The 20,878-nt window shown below is 30.4% G+C and carries 14 protein-coding genes and 2 tRNA genes; 5 read left to right on the plus strand and 11 right to left on the minus strand.

What is annotated here, in order from left to right; translation table 11 throughout:
• The first annotated feature begins 22 nt into the window (after positions 1-22).
• The gene (locus tag LPB03_RS09650) at positions 23-988 is read left to right on the plus strand and encodes a Gfo/Idh/MocA family protein (RefSeq protein WP_065319418.1); all 966 of its coding nucleotides are present in this window, start codon (positions 23-25) and stop codon (positions 986-988) included.
• Between the two features lie 4 nt (positions 989-992).
• Here the strand turns inward: LPB03_RS09650 and LPB03_RS09655 are convergent, their stop codons facing one another.
• The gene (locus tag LPB03_RS09655; protein ID WP_065319419.1) at positions 993-2,084 is read right to left on the minus strand and encodes a T9SS type A sorting domain-containing protein; all 1,092 of its coding nucleotides are present in this window, start codon (positions 2,082-2,084) and stop codon (positions 993-995) included.
• Between the two features lie 385 nt (positions 2,085-2,469).
• Between LPB03_RS09655 and LPB03_RS09660 the strand changes: the two genes are divergently transcribed.
• Both LPB03_RS09660 and LPB03_RS09665 read left to right on the plus strand, forming a co-directional pair.
• Entirely contained in the window at positions 2,470-5,646 is a 3,177-nt protein-coding gene (locus tag LPB03_RS09660) for a SusC/RagA family TonB-linked outer membrane protein (protein WP_065319420.1), read from the plus strand.
• A gap of 34 nt (positions 5,647-5,680) precedes the next feature.
• Positions 5,681-6,982 (plus strand): RagB/SusD family nutrient uptake outer membrane protein, encoded by a 1,302-nt coding sequence (locus LPB03_RS09665; protein ID WP_231953085.1) that lies wholly within the window; start codon positions 5,681-5,683, stop codon positions 6,980-6,982.
• 501 nt (positions 6,983-7,483) lie between these two features.
• Here LPB03_RS09665 and LPB03_RS09670 read toward each other — a convergent pair.
• Positions 7,484-9,862 (minus strand): polysaccharide lyase 6 family protein, encoded by a 2,379-nt coding sequence (locus tag LPB03_RS09670; RefSeq protein WP_065319422.1) that lies wholly within the window; start codon positions 9,860-9,862, stop codon positions 7,484-7,486.
• Positions 9,863-10,204: 342 nt separating this feature from the next.
• Here LPB03_RS09670 and LPB03_RS09675 point away from each other — a divergent pair.
• Positions 10,205-10,276 (plus strand) — tRNA-Gly (locus LPB03_RS09675).
• A gap of 23 nt (positions 10,277-10,299) precedes the next feature.
• Positions 10,300-10,385 (plus strand) — tRNA-Leu (locus LPB03_RS09680).
• Between the two features lie 507 nt (positions 10,386-10,892).
• Here LPB03_RS09680 and LPB03_RS16625 read toward each other — a convergent pair.
• The 9 genes from LPB03_RS16625 to LPB03_RS09715 form a co-directional block, all read right to left on the minus strand.
• Positions 10,893-11,069, minus strand: coding sequence for a hypothetical protein (locus LPB03_RS16625; RefSeq protein WP_157579357.1), 177 nt, complete (start codon positions 11,067-11,069; stop codon positions 10,893-10,895).
• Between the two features lie 17 nt (positions 11,070-11,086).
• Positions 11,087-11,209: a hypothetical protein gene (locus tag LPB03_RS16895; RefSeq protein ID WP_262502073.1), complete on the minus strand. Its 123-nt coding sequence runs from the start codon at positions 11,207-11,209 to the stop codon at positions 11,087-11,089.
• Between the two features lie 206 nt (positions 11,210-11,415).
• The gene (gene fsa, locus LPB03_RS09685; RefSeq protein WP_065319423.1) at positions 11,416-12,069 is read right to left on the minus strand and encodes a fructose-6-phosphate aldolase; all 654 of its coding nucleotides are present in this window, start codon (positions 12,067-12,069) and stop codon (positions 11,416-11,418) included.
• Positions 12,070-12,075: 6 nt separating this feature from the next.
• Entirely contained in the window at positions 12,076-13,728 is a 1,653-nt protein-coding gene (locus LPB03_RS09690; protein ID WP_065319424.1) for a sodium:solute symporter, read from the minus strand.
• A gap of 64 nt (positions 13,729-13,792) precedes the next feature.
• The gene (gene xylA, locus LPB03_RS09695; protein ID WP_065319425.1) at positions 13,793-15,118 is read right to left on the minus strand and encodes a xylose isomerase; all 1,326 of its coding nucleotides are present in this window, start codon (positions 15,116-15,118) and stop codon (positions 13,793-13,795) included.
• A gap of 12 nt (positions 15,119-15,130) precedes the next feature.
• Entirely contained in the window at positions 15,131-16,618 is a 1,488-nt protein-coding gene (locus LPB03_RS09700; RefSeq protein ID WP_065319426.1) for a xylulokinase, read from the minus strand.
• Positions 16,619-16,626: 8 nt separating this feature from the next.
• On the minus strand, positions 16,627-18,363 hold the full coding sequence (locus tag LPB03_RS09705) for a glycoside hydrolase family 43 protein (RefSeq protein WP_065319427.1): 1,737 nt from the start codon (positions 18,361-18,363) through the stop codon (positions 16,627-16,629).
• Between the two features lie 4 nt (positions 18,364-18,367).
• On the minus strand, positions 18,368-19,405 hold the full coding sequence (locus tag LPB03_RS09710) for a glycoside hydrolase family 43 protein (RefSeq protein ID WP_065319428.1): 1,038 nt from the start codon (positions 19,403-19,405) through the stop codon (positions 18,368-18,370).
• Positions 19,406-19,435: 30 nt separating this feature from the next.
• Positions 19,436-20,869, minus strand: a complete 1,434-nt coding sequence (locus LPB03_RS09715) for an MFS transporter (RefSeq protein WP_065319429.1) — start codon at positions 20,867-20,869, stop codon at positions 19,436-19,438.
• Positions 20,870-20,878: the final 9 nt, after the last annotated feature.

Below are 20,878 nucleotides of genomic sequence, written 5' to 3' on the forward strand. Positions count from 1 at the left end.
TCATAAAAGCTAAATCATAAAAATGAACACAATAAATTGGGGAATAATTGGTGCTGGAGATGTTGCAGAAGTTAAAAGTGGTCCTGCTTTTCAGAAAGTAGAAAACTCGAATTTAATTGCTGTAATGAGAAGAAATGCTGAAAAAGCAAAAGATTTTGCAGAACGACACAAGGTTCCTTTTTGGTATGATTCTATTGATGATTTATTAGCCAATAAAGAAATAAATGCAGTGTATATTGCAACTCCACCTTCCACACATTTAGAAATTGCTAAAAAATGTTTGGCTGCAAAAAAGCTAATTTACCTTGAAAAACCAATGACTTTAAATGCAGAAGAAGCTTCAGCATTAAACAAAATTGTTTCTAAAAACGATACAATTGTTGTTGCACATTATAGGAGAAAGCTGCTTCCATTTTTAAAAGTAAAAGAACTTATAGATTCAAATATTATTGGTAATATAATTTTTGCTGATATTCAAATTTTACAATCGAATGAAAATGATATCATTACCAAAACTGAAGATCATTGGCGTTTAAAACCAGCAATTTCTGGTGGTGGCTATTTTAATGACATTGCACCTCATCAAATAGATTTAATGTATTATTATTTTGGCGAAATTGAAGACTCTACAGGTTTTTCTCATTCCTCAAAAAATAATAAGGTAGATGATCTTGTAAACGGAATTATCAACTTTAAAAATGGTGTGCAGTTTAGAGGTATTTGGAATTTTAACGCCAACGAAAGAGAAACCAAAGACGAATGCAAAATTTACGGAACAAAAGGCTCAATTACCTTTTCTTTTTATGGCGAAAAAGTAATTTTAACTTCGGATGAAAAGAATGAGGTTTTTAAGTTTACAAATCCTAAAAACATTCAACAACCCATGATAGAAGCTACTGTAAATTACTTTTTAAAGAAAACTGAAAATCCTTGTACTGTAAAAGAAGGCTTAGAAGTGATGAAAGTTATTGATAGTTTTATCAACTAAAAAATCATTTCACATAACATTTTAAAACTTTAGCAGTAATTGTATCTTTCTTAAAAACGATAAAATATAATCCTTTAGAAAAACCAGAAACGTTTAATTTATCATTATTTAGTTTTTTATCAATTGACATTTTACGACCAGCATAATCATACATTTCAATAGTATCATAACTATCTGAATTGGCATTTTTAAATTCTACTTCGTTAGAAGAAGGATTTGGATACAACAAAATATTTTCTGCTTTCGCCTTTAATACATCTATATTAATGCCTGTAGAAAGCGTTTTTGGATTTTCTTCAATACTAAAATCCGCAAACTTTACAATTTCGTCTTGTAAATCTTGCTTGTTATTTAAACTTCTGTAAATGCCCCATTTTGGACGCGAAAAATCAGCTCCATCTTGCCACATATCTTTATTGGTTGCATTGTAATTTAAAATAATTTGATTGGTAGCAATATTTTTAATTTCTAAAGCATAGCTCCCATTGTCACTGAAATTAATGGTTTCTGTAACTGAAACCCAATTTCCTCTAAACAAATCTAAATTTGCAGTGGCTATTGTTTCTTGGTTTGCAGTTGCAGTATACCTTAACTCTAACTTGTCTGGATTTGATTTTCTTAACGTAAAAGAAATCATTGGAATAGAGGCATAAGGACCTTCCACAGATTTTATTTGATGAATATGCGTAAAACTAGCACTTGGTTTAAAAGTATCAGATAGTTTAAATTTCCATTTATACTGGACAGTTTCCCCATTTCTAGCGATTAAATTTTCTGGAGAATCTCCATAGGTTTTAATCTCATTTCGCTGTCTGTCATTTACACCTGCTTTACAACGATCATTATCTGGAGTTACATGAATATGAAATAAGAAAACATTTTTGTTTAATTGGTTATCAAAATCTTGCGTAATGTGTTTTCCAAAATCATTATGATTACAATCTGGGACCTCTACAACATCTCTATTGGGATTTGCCAAAACCGAATTTATTAATGTATATGTATCTGTTGTGCCATCTGCAGATAACAAAGTTTGAGTAAATACAGATTGATAAAAGAACAGAATAAACGAAAGTATAAAGAGTAAATTTTTCATAATAATATAATTGGTTAACCAATTTAGGTTTTCAAATATACATTATTTATATCAAGAATTATAAACACAAAAATGAAAATGATTTACAAATAAAACTTCAATGCAGCTTGCAATATCTCTCTAAAGATTACAAGTAACCCTTAAATCAGTCAGTATAGTAAAAATAGACAGCAATTATTTTAACCTAAAAATATGTAGAATTAACCTAAAATTACCTCTTAAAACATAGGATTATCTTATTTTTTAAAAAAATATATTATATATAACTGATTATCAATATGTTAAAATTACTATTAAAATTTTGTTAATTTAAATATAATCGTATATTTGGAAAACCAATCTGGTTAACCAATCTGGAAAACCAAAAACCGTTTAAATTAAAATTATGTCGAAAAACAAATTCATTAAACAAATTAGTACATGCTTATTTTTATTAGCATCTCTTTTTGCTTATTCTCAACAAGAAATTACTGGGATAGTAAAGGACAATACTGGAGGTATACCAGAGGTCACTATTCAAGTTAAAGGAACAAATATAGGAACAACATCCGATTTTGATGGTAATTATACAATTACAACTAAAAAAGCAGACGATATTTTAATTTTTAGTTATTTAGGATTTAAAACTCAAGAAATAGCTGTTAATGGCCAATCTATTATAAATGTAACTCTAATAGAAGATGCTAGTCAATTAGATGAAATTGTTGTTGTTGGTTATGGTACTCGTAAAAAATCACATCTTACAGGAGCTATCGCAAAAATTGAAGGTGGTGCACTTGCTGCTATTCAAGCTGCTAGAGTTGATGAAGCTTTAGCAGGAAAATTACCTGGAGTTTTAATTCAGAATCAAGATGGTTCTCCAGGTGCTGCACCTAAAATTCAAATTAGAGCTGCTTCCTCTATATCAGGAGCATCAAATCCTTTAATTGTGGTAGATGGTTTCCCTATATCTGGAGGTATTGAAACAGTTAACTCTAATGATATTCAAAGTTTAGAAGTATTAAAAGATGCTGCTTCTGCTGCTATTTATGGATCTAGAGGAGCAAATGGTGTTATTTTAATAACTACTAAAAAAGGAAAATCTGGTAAAGCAAAATTTAGTTATAATACATTTGTAAGTATTTCAAGTAAATACAGAGATAATATTCTTAAATCAGGTCAAGAATGGGCTGCACACTCAAGAGCAGAAATTGCTGCTGGTAATTGGGATCTTACTCAAATTGATCCAGCTTTTGTAGAGTATAGATTATCAGCTTACGAAAATTCTCCAGGTTCTATAAGTCCAGAAGATTGGCTTTTTCAAAATGGTATAACTAATAGTCATGATTTTAGCGTTAGTGGAGGTTCAGAAGATGTAAGTGTTTTTGCATCTGTAGGTTATCAAAATGCAGAAGGTGTTGTAATTACACAAGGTTTTGAAAGATTAAACGCACGTTTAAATGTTGATGCTAAATTAGGTGATAAATTTAAGGCAGGAATAAGCTTTAATGGTTTTACATCTGATAGAGATATTTTAGGACATGACATGAGAGATTTATTAAGAGCTACACCTGTATCTCCAATATATCACACTGCTGAATCAATAGCTTTTGTGCAAGGATTAGATGCACAAGCACAGGCATTAGGTCTTGCTGGTTTTGATAATGGATATCAAGGTTCTGGTTACGAAGCAAATAGTATTTATACTTTAGAGCCTGGTATGGCTGCTCAAGATTGGCATTATGGTAGAGCTAATAATGGTATTGGTGGTTCTGGAGATGCTGGTCCTGCTGCAAAGTTAGAAAATACTGAACGTTATGAAAAAACATTTTTCGGAAACGTAAGTTCTTATTTAGAATATCAAATTATTGATGGTTTAAAAGTTAAAACTGTTTTAGGAGGAGATTACAGAGACACACAATACTATGAACATAGATTACTTGGTTTTGATTCTAGAGCTAGAAGTTCTCAAACATATATGGATCAAACAGATTTAAAAGTAACTACTGTTTTAAGTGAATCTACTTTAAATTATTCTAAAATAATTGGGAAACACGAAATAGCTGCTGTTGCTGGTGTAGAATTTCAACAAACTTCATTTAATGGAACTCGTTTAGATGGCTCAAATGTGCCAGATAATGCTATCTTAAATTATAATCTTTTTAGTCCAGCAGATATTCAGGTAACTGAAAGAGATGAAAAAAGAGTTAGAGAAAGTGTTTTTGGAAGAGTTAATTATGCTTATGATGATAAATATTTAGTATCGGTTTCTGTAAGAAGAGATGGTGATTCTAGATTTGGTACAAACAAAAAGTATGCAACATTTCCTGCAGTATCTTTAGGTTGGAATGTTCATAAAGAATCTTTTTTAACAGATAATGATGTATTAAGTAAATTAAAATTAAGGTTCAGTAAAGGTTCTTTAGGAACAACATCTTTCTTAGGTTCTTATGATGCTTTGAGTTTATTAGATCCTTCACCAACAATAAATGGAACAGGTTTTTTAATACCAAATAATGTAGCAAACCCAGATTTAACTTGGCAAACAAATACAGAAACAAACTATGGTATCGATTTTGGATTTTTCAACAATCGCCTTACGTTAGGAGTAGATTATTATACATCTGATATTGAAGATATCTTAATTAATCAAAGTGTTTCAGAAGTATTAGGAACCTCTTCTTTAGTTCTTAATTCTGGTGATGTTAGAAGTTCTGGTTTAGAATTTGAATTATCTGCAAACATCTATAGAAACGATAATTTCTCATGGAATATGGCTGCAAACCTATCTACAGTAAATACAGAAATTACAGATTTAGGTGGTTTAGATGAATTGCCACAAAGCATTTTTGGTCAAAGTGGAAGAGGTGCTGTATTTAGAAATTATGTTGGTGGAGGAATTGGTGAAATGTGGGGATTAGAAACTACAGGACAAGTAGAAATGTTGTACTTAGAAGATGGTACAAGAAGTCCTAATAATAATTCTGGAGAATCTTATGTCGTAGATCAAAATGGTGATGGTATTATTGACAGAACAAAATCTGTTGAAGATGGTGGAGACTTAGTTAAAATAGGTCAAAATACACCAGATTTTTATTGGGGTATGACTCAAAACTTTAGTTATAAGAATTTTGATATGTCTATGCAATTTCAAGGATCTCATGGAGCAGAGGTTTATAATATAGATCCTTTATACTACAACTCACAATGGGGTGGTAGATTAGTAGACAGTTTTGATGCTAATAATGATGGTATTGCAGATCATAATGGACTTCATTATGAACGTAACAGAAATCAAACAGATGCTACAATTCAAGATGCTTCTTATGTAGCTTTAAGAAACCTAACAATTGGTTATACTATTGATGATGATATTGCTAATAAAATAGGATTAAGCTCTGTAAGATTATATGGTGCAGCAACTAATTTATTATATCTAATGGCAGATAATTATACATCTTATAACCCAGAAGGTGTTCAAACATCTGGTGGTGATTATTTAGGCCCAACAACTTATGGTGCACAAGTAGGTGCAAGTCCAATTGTAAGAAGTTTTACCCTTGGTTTAAATATTAATTTCTAAATAAATAAAAATGAAAAAACTATATATATTATGTATGTCCGTATTTTTAATAACGGCATGTTCAACAGATTTGGATCAATCTCCAGAAAATTTAGCAAGTGCAAACTCTTTAACAGATTATGAAGGAGTTTTAAATGCTGCATATTTTTATCAATTAGGTACTGTTACACCCTTAGCAATAATGGGAGATTTTAGAGCTGATAACGCATTTATGTTTGAACCACCATATACAGAGTTTGATGAGTTTGATAATGGTTTAACAACGATGGAAGATCAGTTTTTTCGTCCTTTTTACTCACAACTTTATAAGTGTATTTTAAGTGCAAATAACGTAATAGAAAATTCTACAGATGCTACAGAAGTTGGCGAAGCAAAATTTTTAAGAGCTTTATCTTACTTCAAATTAGTAAAAGTTTTTGGTGCTGTTCCTGTTAATTTATCTGCGACACCAAGCACAACAGATACTTCAATTTTTGCAAGACAACCTGCAGTAGATGTTTATAATAATATTGTTATTGAAGATTTAAATGATGCAATAGCTACTTTAAATAATAACGGATTAACCACTGGTAGAGCCTCAAAAATGGCTGCTCAAAGTTTATTAGGAAAAGTATATGCCACTATGGGTAATTATGGAAGTGCTCAACCAATCCTTGCATCAGTAGTAAGTGGTGCTTCAGCAGCAGGCATAAGTTTAAAAACAAATTTTAGTGAAGTTTTTGGTGCTGCTAATGAAGTTGGTAACTCAGAGATTATCTATGCAACACAAATTTCAAGTTCTATTGTAGATGAATATTCACCTGCATCAGATTTTTGGAACTGGTTTGTTGGTGATGATTCAAAATCTGATTTTCCTGTAGATGCAGATTTAAATGCAGCTTTTGATGCTAGTGATGCAACTGGAAATACTGATTTAAGAAGAGCTGTAACTATAAGTGCAGACGGATTAACAGCTGTTAAATTTCCAAAAGATGGAGGTTTAGGTCCAGAACATGATTGGATTGAAATTAGATTAGCTGATATGATTTTATTGTATGCAGAAGCTTTAAACGAAAACGGAAGTACACCTGCAGCAATAACAGAATTAAATAAAATTAGAAAGAGAGCAGGTTTATCTAACACAACTGCAACTACAAAAGCAGCAGTAGCAACAGCAATTGCAAATGAAAGAAGATTAGAATTGGCTTTTGAAGGTCACAGATGGTTTGATTTAGTTAGAATTGGTACTGCACAATCTGAGTTAAATTTTACAAATCCTGATTATTTATTATTTCCAATTCCAGTTTCAGAAATTTTAGCAACTCGTGGAGTAATTACACAAAATGATGGGTATTAATAATTAAATATAATTTGAATTAGTTTTATATTTTGGGACTACAACTTATTAAAGTTGTAGTCCTTTTTTTATAAAAATCCCAAATTAAATTTTAAATGAAGTTGTTCTTTTGATATAAATAACACTCAAAAAGAATTAGTCTTAAGATCTTGTATTTGATAAGGAATTTTTGAATAAGCTATACAAAGTTTGAATGATTACTTTTTTCTAAGATTTATTTTATTTAACATCACCGATATAAAAAATATAATATATAATTGCTCTATACATATTGATGTTTTTCGTGATATAGAGTACGCATATAAAGTTTATCAAATGACCAAGCTAGGAAATGTTAGAAACACCGATTAAAAAACATCCATTAAAGTAAAAGAAAATTAAAGAGATAAAATTTTAGAAGCTCTGATTTTAAATCGAAACTTTAAAGGAACTAATTGACTTTTTACCAAACAAAAAAAATCAGGTTTTAAAACCTGATTTTTATTATCATAAACTATTAAATTACTGTTTTAATCCAATTCTTTCTTTATTATTATTCTCCTTTAATAAAGGCGATTTTTTACTAGGGATAAAAAGAACATCATCATCCCATTTTGGATTATTATAAATTAAGTTATTATCTTTTGCCCCTTTTGAAGTTTTTACAAATCCACTATTGTGAATCAAACAATTTGAGATAAAATTATAACTTCCTTTTAAATCTAAAGGTGCTTTTTGTTTGTAACTGTTTTCAAAAACAGAGTTCGTAATCTCAACTGCGTAAATTCCAGTTGTTTTTAAGAACTTCCCTTTTTCTTGATTATTTACAGAACTAAATACACAGTTTGTTACCACCAGCTTTCCTCCAGGAATATCTTCTAAAGGAGTGTTTCTAACATAACTTACAGCCTCTTCTTCAATATCTTTAAAAACTGAATTCTCTAAAATGATAATATTAGCATTATAAAAACCAACTTGGTCTTTATCATAAGACAAGTTTAAACCTCTATAACTATTATCAAATCTCGAATTTTTAAAACTTAATGTATCTGCTTTTGTACCATTATATGCTTTAAAAATTGCTCCTCCATCTTTATTGGTGAAATTTTTAAAAACTACATGATCCACAAAAATACTGTAAAGGCCTCCTTCATTTTTATCTGGTGAAACAATGGCATATTTTGGACTAGAAATTTCGCCATCTATAATAACATCGTTCAAAGAAAATTTTACGCCTTCATTCACCCTAAAAAAGTAACTGATTGGTTTCTCCAAATCTTTCATTGCTGTTAAGATTGATGCTCCTCCTTTATCACCTTTAATGGTAATATTTTTATCGATTTTAATCGTTTTCTCAAGAATATATTCACCTGTTTGTAATACAATAGTAGAACCTGATGCAGCTTTACTAATGGCTTTTCTTAAAGTTTCTGTTCCAGGTTCAACAATAATATGTTCAGCTTTAATAACAGGCGCAACAATTTCTGGTTTCCAACCTGGACCTGCTCTTAATTTTAAAGCTTTGGGTACATCTGTAGCATCTAAATTAAAAGCACCTGCATTAAAAGTTGTTCTTACTGAACCATTAATATCTTCTTCTGGGCTTTTAGCGCTTTTTGATGCAACCAATAAATCTGAATTATCTACTGTTGGTATAGGAACATTTTGAAGGTCTTTAAACATTATTTTAGTGTTTTTAAAACCTTTATCATAAGCTCCATTTGCATCAATATAATTATTATTAAAGCTGATGTTAGCTGTTTCATCAACAAAAATTACATTTGTATTAGATGAATTATTAAATACCAAATTATTAGCAAAATTAACATTTGTGGGAGCTAGCGATTTCTCATCGTCTTTGCCTTCTCCAAATGAAATTGGCCCAGAATTAATAATTGTATTATTTTGAATATCTACATTTTTAACTTGCTCATATCTATTTAAAGACGAGTTAGGCACACCATTCATTAGTACAATTGGCCCTCTATAACCATCTCCTAATAAACCGATCATTAAATTATTTCTGATAATATGTCCAGAATTAATTACTCTAATTCCGCCTGTTTTAGACACTCCATTTCCGAGAAAAACATTTCTTTCCACTAAAGCATTATCTCCATGTCTTAAAGTTAAAGCTCCTTTACTACCCACAAATAAATTATCTCTAAAGATATTATCCCCAGACTTGTTTGATATGATTTCTATTTCTCCATCACAACCTTCAAAAATGTTTCTTTCTACTAATGTTTTAGATGACTTTTTAGAATTTGTACTTGTACCTATCCTTATGGTTTCTCCACCATTTGTTCCTAATTCTGGTCTTGGTCCAAACAAATTATTATCAATTTTATGATTATTCTCTGTATGTTCATCACCTTTTAACCAAACCACAAGTGTAGTACCAGGACTTGTTTTTCCTGTAAAATTATTATGATCTATTCTATTATTTTTCCCCCAAATGTCAACCCAATGATCATTAATGCCATCCTCAACCTGATAATAAGAAATTGTTGAGTTTGTAAAACGACAATTATTTGCAAATTCTTTTGAATTTTTTCTAAATTGAACAACAGATTTGTAAGAAGACATTCCGTCTTTAAACCATAAACCGCTTACAATTACATATTCACCATATATATTTAAAGTAGAATTTCCAGAAATAATTACTCCTCCATCAGTTTCTGCCTTTACAATAATTGGATTATCTTCTGTTCCATAGCCATATGCATTAAGCTCAACGTCTTTCCAAATTCCATTTTTTAATATAATTGTACTACCAGCATTAGCAGACTTTATTGCTTTGTTATATTCTAAAATGTCACAAACTAAAAGTTCTTGAGCATTTATTTTAAAAGATATTAAAGAAATAAAAACGACAACTATTAATATTGTTTTTTTCATAAGATTATTATATTAAACAAAAAGTAAACCAAATTATCAAACAAATAACTTATAAGCATCTTTTGAGCATTATTTTTAATTAATATTTGGTTTACCAAATTGGTTTACCAAATATACGTAAGTTATTTAAATAAATAAAATTGCAATTTGAAAGTTGTTTGAGAATAGAATATCAGATAAACAATTGGTAACAAAATATTTAAAATATAAATTTTTCTTAAATAAAAGAGATTAATAAAAATTAAATTAAAAAAAACAAAAAGTGTTTGCCAGATATAGAAAACTTCTTATATTTGCATCGCTCTAAGAAATAAAGAGCAATACGTTCATAAAAATAAGACTGCGAAAGTAGCTCAGGGGTAGAGCATCACCTTGCCAAGGTGGGGGTCGCGGGTTCAAATCCCGTCTTTCGCTCTAAACCTTTTATAAAATTTCATGCTGAAGTGGTGGAATTGGTAGACACGCTGGACTTAAAATCCAGTGGTCAGTAATGGCCGTGCGGGTTCAAGTCCCGCCTTCAGTACTAAAACCGTAACATTTATTTGTTACGGTTTTTTTATGGGTACAACAAATTCAGTTTACTCTAAATAGTTTCATTTTTATGAGTGATTTGAACATACTTTGAAAAAATAAAATCTACTCCTCCATACTCGCTTGCTGTTTTAATTTTTCATTCCATAGTATTATCTGAAATTTCTCCAGTAAAATCTACATAAACAAAAAATTGTGTATCACTTGATACAACTGCACCCTACCCATTGAGCATTTGATAATGTTTGAGCTCTAAAGTTATAAGAAAGAGCTTTAAATAAGGTTAATAAAAGTATTTTTTTTTATGATAAATAAGATAAATAGTTAATAATAAATCAAATACACAAAAAATACTGCAACCAATTGCGTAAAGATTTAAAATTGTAAATAATTTTAAAATACCTATACATCCTTCCTTTAATAACTTTTTAACAGCTTCAACTATCTAACTTGAATTTAGACCATATTTTCCCATTAACTGCTCAGGAGTTCCAGATTCTCAAAACGTATCTTTTGTGCCAACAAATTCTTGTGGAGTAGGTGTGTTTATAGGTAAATTTTTAGCAATTCTTTCTCCCAAACCTCTTAATATATATTCTTCAGTAGCAAATACAATGTGTTTAGCAGCTGATTTTAATATAATTACTTCACCTAAAGAGCTAATTATAAACGTCATACTTCTATAGAAATAGCTTATTCTTCTAAAACTTCTGATGTTTGTAAAAATTCTAAAACTAAATGTACAATGGCAACAATTCTTAATCCTTTTCCTTCTGTTAGGTTGATTGCTTTACCAATTTCAAAATTTTTTATCATTGTAATCTGCCATAAAAAAAGGCACAAGTGGGCTTCCAAAAAGTAAATATGCCTATTTGATAAAAAAGAAATCTTCATCCTTTCCTCATATCTAAATTATCTTTTAAATCCTTAATTTCACGATATAGAGATACAAAAAATTCTGTACAACCTAAGATCTTCTTGGATGTACAGAATTTATTTTGTCTAGATAATAGTTTCCAAAATTAGTTTCCTTTTTTATAATCTTCTAAAAACTTAGCTAAACCTATATCTGTTAAAGGATGTTTTAATAATCCTGTTATAGATGACAAAGGTCCTGTCATTACATTTGCACCAATTTTTGCGCAATCTATAACGTGCATAGTATGACGAATAGAGGCTGCTAAAATTTGAGTTTCAAACATATAGTTATCATAAATTTGTCTTATTTCTGAAATTAGATGTAATCCATCTGTAGAAATATCATCTAACCTTCCTAAAAAAGGAGAAACGTAAGTTGCACCAGCTTTTGCAGCTAATAAAGCTTGTCCTGCAGAAAAAACTAACGTAACATTTGTTCTAATTCCTTTATCAGAAAAATATTTACAAGCTTTAATTCCATCTTTTATCATTGGTAATTTTACCACAATTTGAGGATGTAATTTAGCAAGTTCTTCTCCTTCTTTAATCATTCCATCAAAATCTGTAGAAATAACTTCTGCACTTACATCACCAGCAACAATTTCACAAATATCTTTGTAATGTTGTATTATATTTTCTTTTCCTGTAATTCCTTCTTTTGCCATTAAAGATGGATTTGTAGTAACACCATCTAAAACACCTAAAGCTTCTGCTTCTGTTATTTGATCTAAATTTGCTGTGTCAATAAAAAATTTCATTTGTTTTTATTTTCTAAAATATATTAATATTGAAAAAACAATAATTATAAGTAAAATAGACAGTACAACATCAATTTTACTAAAACTGTTTTTATTTTCTTTTTTGTGTTCGGCAGTTAATGTACCAAATGATAATCCTTTAATTTTTTCGTAATTAGGTTCTGCTGTAGCTAAACTAACAGTAATACAAAGTATTACTGAAAAAATAAACATAAATATTGCCATGTGTGCAAAGTTTATTTTAGCAAAAGCATATAACAATCCAGAAATATCTTGACCTGATAAAAGTTCTCGTTGATAGTAAATTTCGGATCCTAAACGTATTATTAATAAAGCTAAACCTGCCAATAAAGTTGTTATTGCTGCTTTAGAGTTTACACGTTTCCAAATAATACCTAATAAGAAAACTGCTGTAACTGGTGGTGCAATATAAGATTGCACATTTTGTAAATATTGATACATAACACCACCACCAATTTTCTCCATAATTGGAATCCAAATAATACCTAAAACAACTATAATTCCTGTAGCAATTTTACCAATTGTTAAGAGTTCTTTTTCAGATTTATGAGGTTTTAATTTCTTGTAAATATCAATTGTAAAAATTGTTGAACATGAATTAAATACAGATGCTAATGAGCTCATTAAAGCAGCCATTAATCCACCAGCAACTAATCCTTTTAAACCAACAGGTAATAACGTTTTAACTAACATAGGAAAAGCTCTATCTGCTTTTTCAACTCCAAAAACTTCTGGATTTTGAATGCTTAAAGCAAAGGCAATAATACCAGGAATCAAGAAAATTAAAATGGGTAGTAATTTTAAATAGGCTCCAAAAATAGCACCTCTTCTACCTATTTTAATGTTGTTTGCAGCTAATGTTCTTTGTACAATATATTGGTCTGTACACCAATACCAAATACCAACAATGGTTCCTCCAAATAGTAACCCTGTCCAAGGAAAATCTGGATCATTCATTGGCCTCCACATGTTAAAATGATCTGGACTTACATTTCTAACCGTTTCTTGTAATTGGTCCCAACCACCAACTTCTTGTAAACCTAAATAGGTGATAATTAATGAACCTGCAATTAGAATAACTGTTTGTAAAGTTTCGGTATAAATTACGGCTTTCATTCCACCAATAACAGTATAAATGCCCGTAAAAATAACAATACCTATTGCTCCATACCAAAATGGAATACCGAGTAATTCAGATACCACAATTCCACCAGCATAAATAGTTACAGATACTTTAGTAAGTACGTATGCAGCTAATGAAAAAACTGATAAAAACCATCTTGATTTTGCATCAAAACGTTTTTCAAGAAATTCAGGCATCGTAAATGCACCACTTCTCATATAAAAAGGGAGAAATAACCAACCTAAAAGCAGTACAATCCATGCGTGTAATTCATAATGCGCCATTGGAGTTCCTGTTGCAAACCCTGTTCCTGCTAAACCAACAACATGTTCTGAACCTATATTTGAAGCAAAAATTGAAGCTCCAATTACAAACCATCCAACATTACGTCCTGCAAGAAAATAGTCTTCAGTATTTTTATTTTTTTGTAATACAACCCAAACAGCTACAGCTATTAAAGCTAAAAAATAAATTCCGAGAACAACCCAATCCCAACGTTCTAATACTGATTCCATTATAAATTGATTAGTTTAAGTTATGCGCTTTTAAAAAAAAATAAAAGCGCATAACTTACTTAGATTATATGTATTGATTGATAATGTTTTCAAACAATTCTTGTTTACCACTTTGTAATTCTAATTCTCCATTATTTTTAGCGATTTCATATAAATCTTTGAAGTCTAATTTTCCATTTTCAAAATCCTTTCCTTTTCCACTATCAAAAGAAGCATATCTTTTTTTTCTTAATGCATCATATTGAGAATTAGAAATAATTGCATCTGCTGTTAATAATGCTCTTGCAAATGTATCTGCACCACCAATATGTGCTAAGAATACATCTTCCATATCTGTAGAGTTTCTTCTGATTTTTGCATCAAAATTAACACCACCACCTTGTAAACCACCTGCTTTCATAAAAACCAACATAGCTTCAGTAGTTTCTTGAATGTTGTTAGGGAATTGATCTGTATCCCATCCATTTTGATAATCTCCACGATTTGCATCTAAACTACCAAGCATTCCTGCACCAGCAGCAACTTCGATTTCGTGTTGAAAAGTATGTTGTGCTAAAGTTGCGTGATTCACTTCAATATTGATTTTGAAATCGTCTTGTAAACCATATTTGTTTAAGAAACCAATTGCAGTTGCGGAATCAAAATCATATTGATGTTTCATTGGCTCCATTGGCTTAGGTTCAATAAAGAAGTTTCCTTTAAATCCTTGAGCTCTTGCATAATCTCTAGCAGAAGTTAAGAATTTACCCATATGATCCAATTCACGATTCATATCTGTATTTAATAAAGACATGTAACCTTCACGACCACCCCAGAATACGTAGTTCTCACCACCTAAAGCGATTGTTGCATCTAAAGCAACTTTAATTTGACCACCAGCTCTTGCTAATACGTTGAAATCAGGATTCGTAGAAGCCCCATTCATGTATCTTGGATTAGAGAAACAGTTTGCAGTTCCCCAAAGTAATTTTACTCCAGAAGCAGCTTGTTTTTCTTTTAATACTTCAGTAATTGCAGCAATTCTACTTTCAGATTCAGCGAAAGTTGCTCCTTCTCTAATTAAATCAAAATCATGAAAACAGTAGTATCCAAATCCCATTTTAGTTGTAAATTCAAAAGCAGCATCTGCTTTTGCTTTTGCAGCTTCTAATGCATCCGAATGTTGATCCCAAGCAAAGTTTTGTGTTCCAGGTCCAAAAGGATCAGAACCTTGACCACAGAATGTATGCCAATATGCGATTGAAAATTTAAACCAATCTTTCATTTTTTTACCTGCTACAACTTGTTCTGGGTTGTAATATTTAAATGCTAAAGGATTGTCTGATTCTTTTCCTTCGAATTTAATTTCGCCTATTCCTTTAAAATATTCTTTGTTTCCTATTAAAGCCATTATTGTATTTATTTAATTATTGTATTTATTTTCTAAATCATTTTTCCATAAGTTATATGCATCAACATATATTTGTCTATCATTTAATGGATGATAGGTAAGCACTTGTTCATTATCTGAAAAAGCTTCTTCTAATGTTGCAAAATCTCCAGCAGCAACTCCTGCTGCACGTGCAGCACCAATTGCGCCAGTTGTATCAATAATATTTATTTCAGTTTCAATTAAGGTTGCAATTGTTTTTGAAAAAATTTCTGAACGAAACAAATTATCATTTCCAGCACGCATGCCTGATAACCTAACACCATCATTTTTTAAAATATCAATACCATACACAAATGCAAATGCAATACCTTCTAAAGCTGCTCTAAATAAATGCTGATTTTGATGTTTGTTAAAATTTAAATTGAAGATGCTAGATCCGTTATTTGAATTATGTAACATACGTTCTGCACCATTTCCAAAAGGTATAATTCGCAATCCATCAGAACCCACAGGAACTTGAGAAGCCAAATCATTCATATCACTATAAGAATCTGTGGGTGCAATATGGTTTTTCATCCAACTATATTGAATTCCTGCTCCATTTATATTTAAAAGCTTTCCAATTCTTGGAGCTTCTTTTGTGTAATTTACATGTGCAAAATTGTTAATTCTTATACTTTCTTTTGAAGCTGTTTTATCAGTAACTGCATACACAACACCACTTGTACCACCTGTTGCAGCAATTTCTCCTGGATGTAAAACATTTAAAGAAAGTGCGTTGTTAGGTTGATCTCCTGCTCTGTATAATACAGGTATTCCTTCTGGTAAACCTATTTCTGCAGCAGCAGATTTTGTAACTTTTCCTTGGTCTGAAAAAGTTGGAACTATAGTTGGAATTAAATCTGTGCTAATTCCCATATAATTAAACAACCAATCTGCGGGTTTATTTTGTTTAAAATCCCACATAATACCCTCAGATAAACCTGAAATTGTTGTGGTTGCTTCTCCAGTTAATTTTAAAGCGATGTAATCTCCAGGTAAAAGTAATTTATCTATTTTTTCGTAAAGATGAGGTTCATTTTCTTTTACCCATTTTAATTTTGATAAAGTGAAATTTCCAGGTGAATTTAAAAGATTAGAAACACATTTATCTGCACCAACACCATTAAAAGCATCATTACCAATTTGCACAGCTCTACTATCGCACCAAATTATGGATGGTCTTAAAACTTTTGCTTCTTTATCAACGACAACTAACCCATGCATTTGATAAGAAATACCTATGCCTTTTATTTTATCTGATGAAATACCTGTTTGTGCTAGTAATTTTTGCGTTACTTTTCCAATATTTTTCCACCAAACTTCTGGTTCTTGTTCAGCCCAACCAGTTTCTACAGACAAGATTGTCATTTCTTTTTCAGGGTAATTTGTAACTCCAACAGATTTTCCTGTTTTTGAGTCTATTAAAGCTGCTTTAACAGATGAACTACCTAAATCATATCCAATATAATATTCCATTATTTTAATTATTCACTTAATTTAAAATGATTATTTGAAGCATACATTCCAAGCATTGTTCCTACAAAACCTTTTGCTTCTTCTGTGCTTAAATTAATTGCATCAACATCTTTTGCTAATAAAATCCAATCATCATTTTCAGATAGTTTATAGTAAAAATCATAATACCTAGTTTTACCTTCTATTTTTAAAAATAAATCTTCCGTTTCTGATTTTATTACTTGAGATGCTATTATTTCTGGTTTTCCTTCATTTTGTTTTAAGGCATTTCTTTCTACAAAAACTTCTATTTTATCATCATTATTTAATCTCTTTCCAATAAAAATATAATGGTTTTCATTTTGAAAAGCCACTAAACCTGAAGTTTGAGATGAATTAGTTAATGAGAAATTTAATTTAGTTGAAGCTTCAAATTCAAGATGTTGTTGACGTCTTAAAATAAATGATGAGCTACTAATTTGTTTTATATTTTCTTCTGATGGTTTTAAGTATAAATTACTGTTTTGTAAAACATAAATACTATCCTTAGGATTTCTTAAAAACACCCATTTAAAGTCTAGTTTTTCCGAAGAAAAATCATCATTCGATTCAAAATTACCCGTTGTTGGAGGAATTATTTCTTTAGTTTCTGGTAAATTAGGTTTTTGATGTGAAAAAGGATGTGCTTCATTTCCTTTTTCAAAAGTTGGCCAACCATCTTTCCAAGTTACAGGAAGCATAAAAGTTTCACGTCCAGTATTGTAATAATCAATTTCGTAAGGTCTGCAACCTAAATAAACCGCCCACCAATCTCCATTTTGAGTTTCTACAAAATCTGCATGACCAGTTGTTGATATTTGATTTTTTCTATCTTTTGATAAATGACGTTGTGTTAAAATCGGATTATTTTCATAACTAACATAAGGCCCAAGTACATTTTTACTTCTAAAAACTACTTCAGAATGTTCGTAAGCTGTTCCTCCTTCTGCACAAATTAAGTAGTAATAATCATCTTTTTTAATGATATGTGGTGCTTCTATCCAAACTGGTTTTTTAGCCATATCAGTTCCACCATCTACTAATAACTTTTGATCAGAAATTATTTTTTGGGTTTCCAAATCATACTCCCAAATATAAATAGCTCTATGACCATTATGTTTTATTTCGTTATTTGGTGGAGGACCATTGTGTGTAATGTACGTTTTGCCATCATTATCAAAAAAGATATCTGGATCTATACCATCTATTTCTGGCAACCAAACAGGATTAGACCATTCTCCTTCAGGATCTTTAGTGGTAACAATAAAATTACCTCCTTGTTCTACATTTGTACAAATTACATAGAATGTACCATTGTTATAACGAATTGTTGGGGCATATAAACCTCTAGAAACAGGCATTTTAGAAAAATTACCTTGTTCTTTTCTTGTAATAACATGCCCAACTTGTTTCCAGTTTACTAAATCGGAACTTTTAAAAATTGGTAAACCTGGAAAATATGTAAAAGATGATGTTATTAAATAATAATCATCACCAGCTTTACAAATACTTGGATCTGGATAAAAACCAGCAAGTATTGGGTTTAAATATTCGCTATCTGCTTTTTTTATTGTGTTAAAAACTTGGTCTTTTCCTTTGTAATTAAACCAATCAAAGGCAGCATATTCTTTATTGTCAAATTGATTTTCAACTGTTTTGTTTTTACAAGAGCTAAAAAAACATACTATAATTATCAATAAAATAGATAGAAGTTTTTGTGTTTTCATTTTGTTAAATTTTATAAGGATTTAAAGCTTGGATGCTTCCATCTTTATTGTGAGTAATTTCTGCAACTTTTACTGATCTTAAATGTGTTATTCCTTTAGATAAACTAGAATCATGATAAAATAAATACCATTTTCCTTCAACCTCACAAACTGAGTGATGAGAGGTCCAACCTACAACTGGATTTAAAATACGTCCACCATAAGTAAAAGGACCATAAGGACTATCACCAACTGCATAACAAATAAAATGTGTATCTCCTGTTGAATATGAAAAATAATATTTGCCATTATATTTGTGTAACCAAGCTGCTTCAAAAAAGCGTCTATCATTATCTCCAGCTAATAGTAAATTTCCGTTTTCATCTAAAATTTCAATTTCTTTTGGTTTTTCATCAAACTCTAGTAAATCATCTGTCATTTTAGCAACATATGGTAACAAAGCAGGTTCATTGTCTTTTGGAAGAAATGCTGTAGGACTTTCTGGATGTTCTGCATTAAAAGTTCCATTTCTCCAACGTTGTAATTGTCCTCCCCAAAGACCTCCAAAATACATATAATAACTACCATCATCGTCTTTAAAAACGGCAGGATCAATTGAAAAACTTTCTTTTATTGCTTCTGGTTGAGCTTTAAAAGGTCCTGTTGGGGAATCACTAATAGCAACTCCAATTTTAAAAACATCATCATAATCTTTTGCAGGAAAAAATAAGTAGTATTTACCATCTTTTTCTTGTGCATCTGGTGCCCACATTTGTTGTTTTGCCCAAGCTACATCATTTACATGCAAAGCTAAACCATGTACTATTGCTTCGCTATCAATACTATCCATAGAAATTACATGGTAATCTTCCATAGCAAAATGACTTCCTAAGTCATCAAAAGCTTCTCCAGCATCAATATCATGTGATGGGTAAATATAAATTTTACCATTAAAATAATGTGCAGAAGGATCTGCTGTGTAAATATGTTTTACTAAAGGTTGAGAAATCGCTGTTTCTGTTAGTTTCTCAAAATCAATATGTTCAATACTTTCTTCTGGCATTCTTTTTTCTTTAAGGTTTTTACAATTAAATTACATTCTTCTTAGCTTCAAATCTGCTTCAATTTGATTCTCCATTTTTTTATTGATTTCATAGAAAAACAATAAAACACAACCTAATAAAAATGGAATTGCAGGATATATACTTACTAACATTTTTGTTCCATGAATTGCACTTTCTACTTGTGTTTCTGATTGTGGGTGGTAATTGTATAGCCCTAAAATCCAAGCAACAAGAGAGCCACCAATTGTAAGTCCTAATTTTAAACCTATCATCATTGCAGAAAAAATAATTGCTGTTGCTCTACGATTAGTTCTCCACTCAGAGAAATCTGCAACATCTGCAATCATTGCCCATAAAATTGGTATTGTAATACCATAAAAGAAACCGTGTAAAATTTGTGATAAAAACATTAATTCTACAGATTCTGGTGAAAAGAAATAAAATGAAATAATAAATAATGTTGATATGAATAAAAAGAATCTGAAAATATCTCTTTTACCATATTTGTCTGCTAATTTTTTTGATAAACCAATACCAACAATCATAAAAATAATACCCCCTGCATTAAACAATCCAAAACCGGCAGAAACAGGATCTTCACCAAAGAAATTTGCACCAATACTATTGAAGAAATCCAGAATAGGACTAATAAAAGAAGTTAGCTCATCAGCATCTACATAATTCTTAAAATAATACACATAAGAACCACCTTTCATAGCTAATGTTACAAACACCAATGTTGTTAATACCAGCATTATAACCCAAGGTTTATTTTTTGTTAAATCGCCTAAATCTTCTTTTAAACTAGATTTTTGTTCAGCTGTTGGAATAACACGCTCTTTTGTAGTTAAAAATGTAATAATCAGCATAATTGTACCAATAATTGCTAACCAAGTCATTACTATTTCTATACCAATTGCTTTATCTCCACCACCAGCAGATTCTATAATAGGTAACATAAAAACTTGTACAAAAAATTGCGCAAACATAACCGCTACAAAACGATATGCAGACATGCTATTTCGTTCTTTCATATCACCTGTAATTACGCCACTTAAAGCAGAGTAAGGTAAATTGTTGGCTGCATATAACATTAATAATAATGTATAAGTAGCTACAGCATATATTACTTTTCCTTTATAAGAAAAATCTGGTGTACTAAAGGCAAGTAATGCAACAATACCAAGAGGAACAGAAGTAAATAGAATCCAAGGTCTGAATTTACCCCATTTTGATACAGTTCTATCTGCAAGAGCACCAATAACTGGGTTAAAACCAAATGCAGCAATTAAACCAACAGTAAACATTATTGCAGAGGCATGTCCTGTATCTAGACCATAAATATCTGTGTAAAAATAGGCTAAATAGGTAATTAATGTTTGAAAAACTAGATTAGCAGCAAGATCTCCTAAACTGTATCCAATTTTTTCTTTTACAGATAATTTTTGTGTTTCAATACTCATTATATTAAC

Source organism: Polaribacter vadi (genome assembly GCF_001761365.1).
GTDB lineage: Bacteria > Bacteroidota > Bacteroidia > Flavobacteriales > Flavobacteriaceae > Polaribacter > Polaribacter vadi.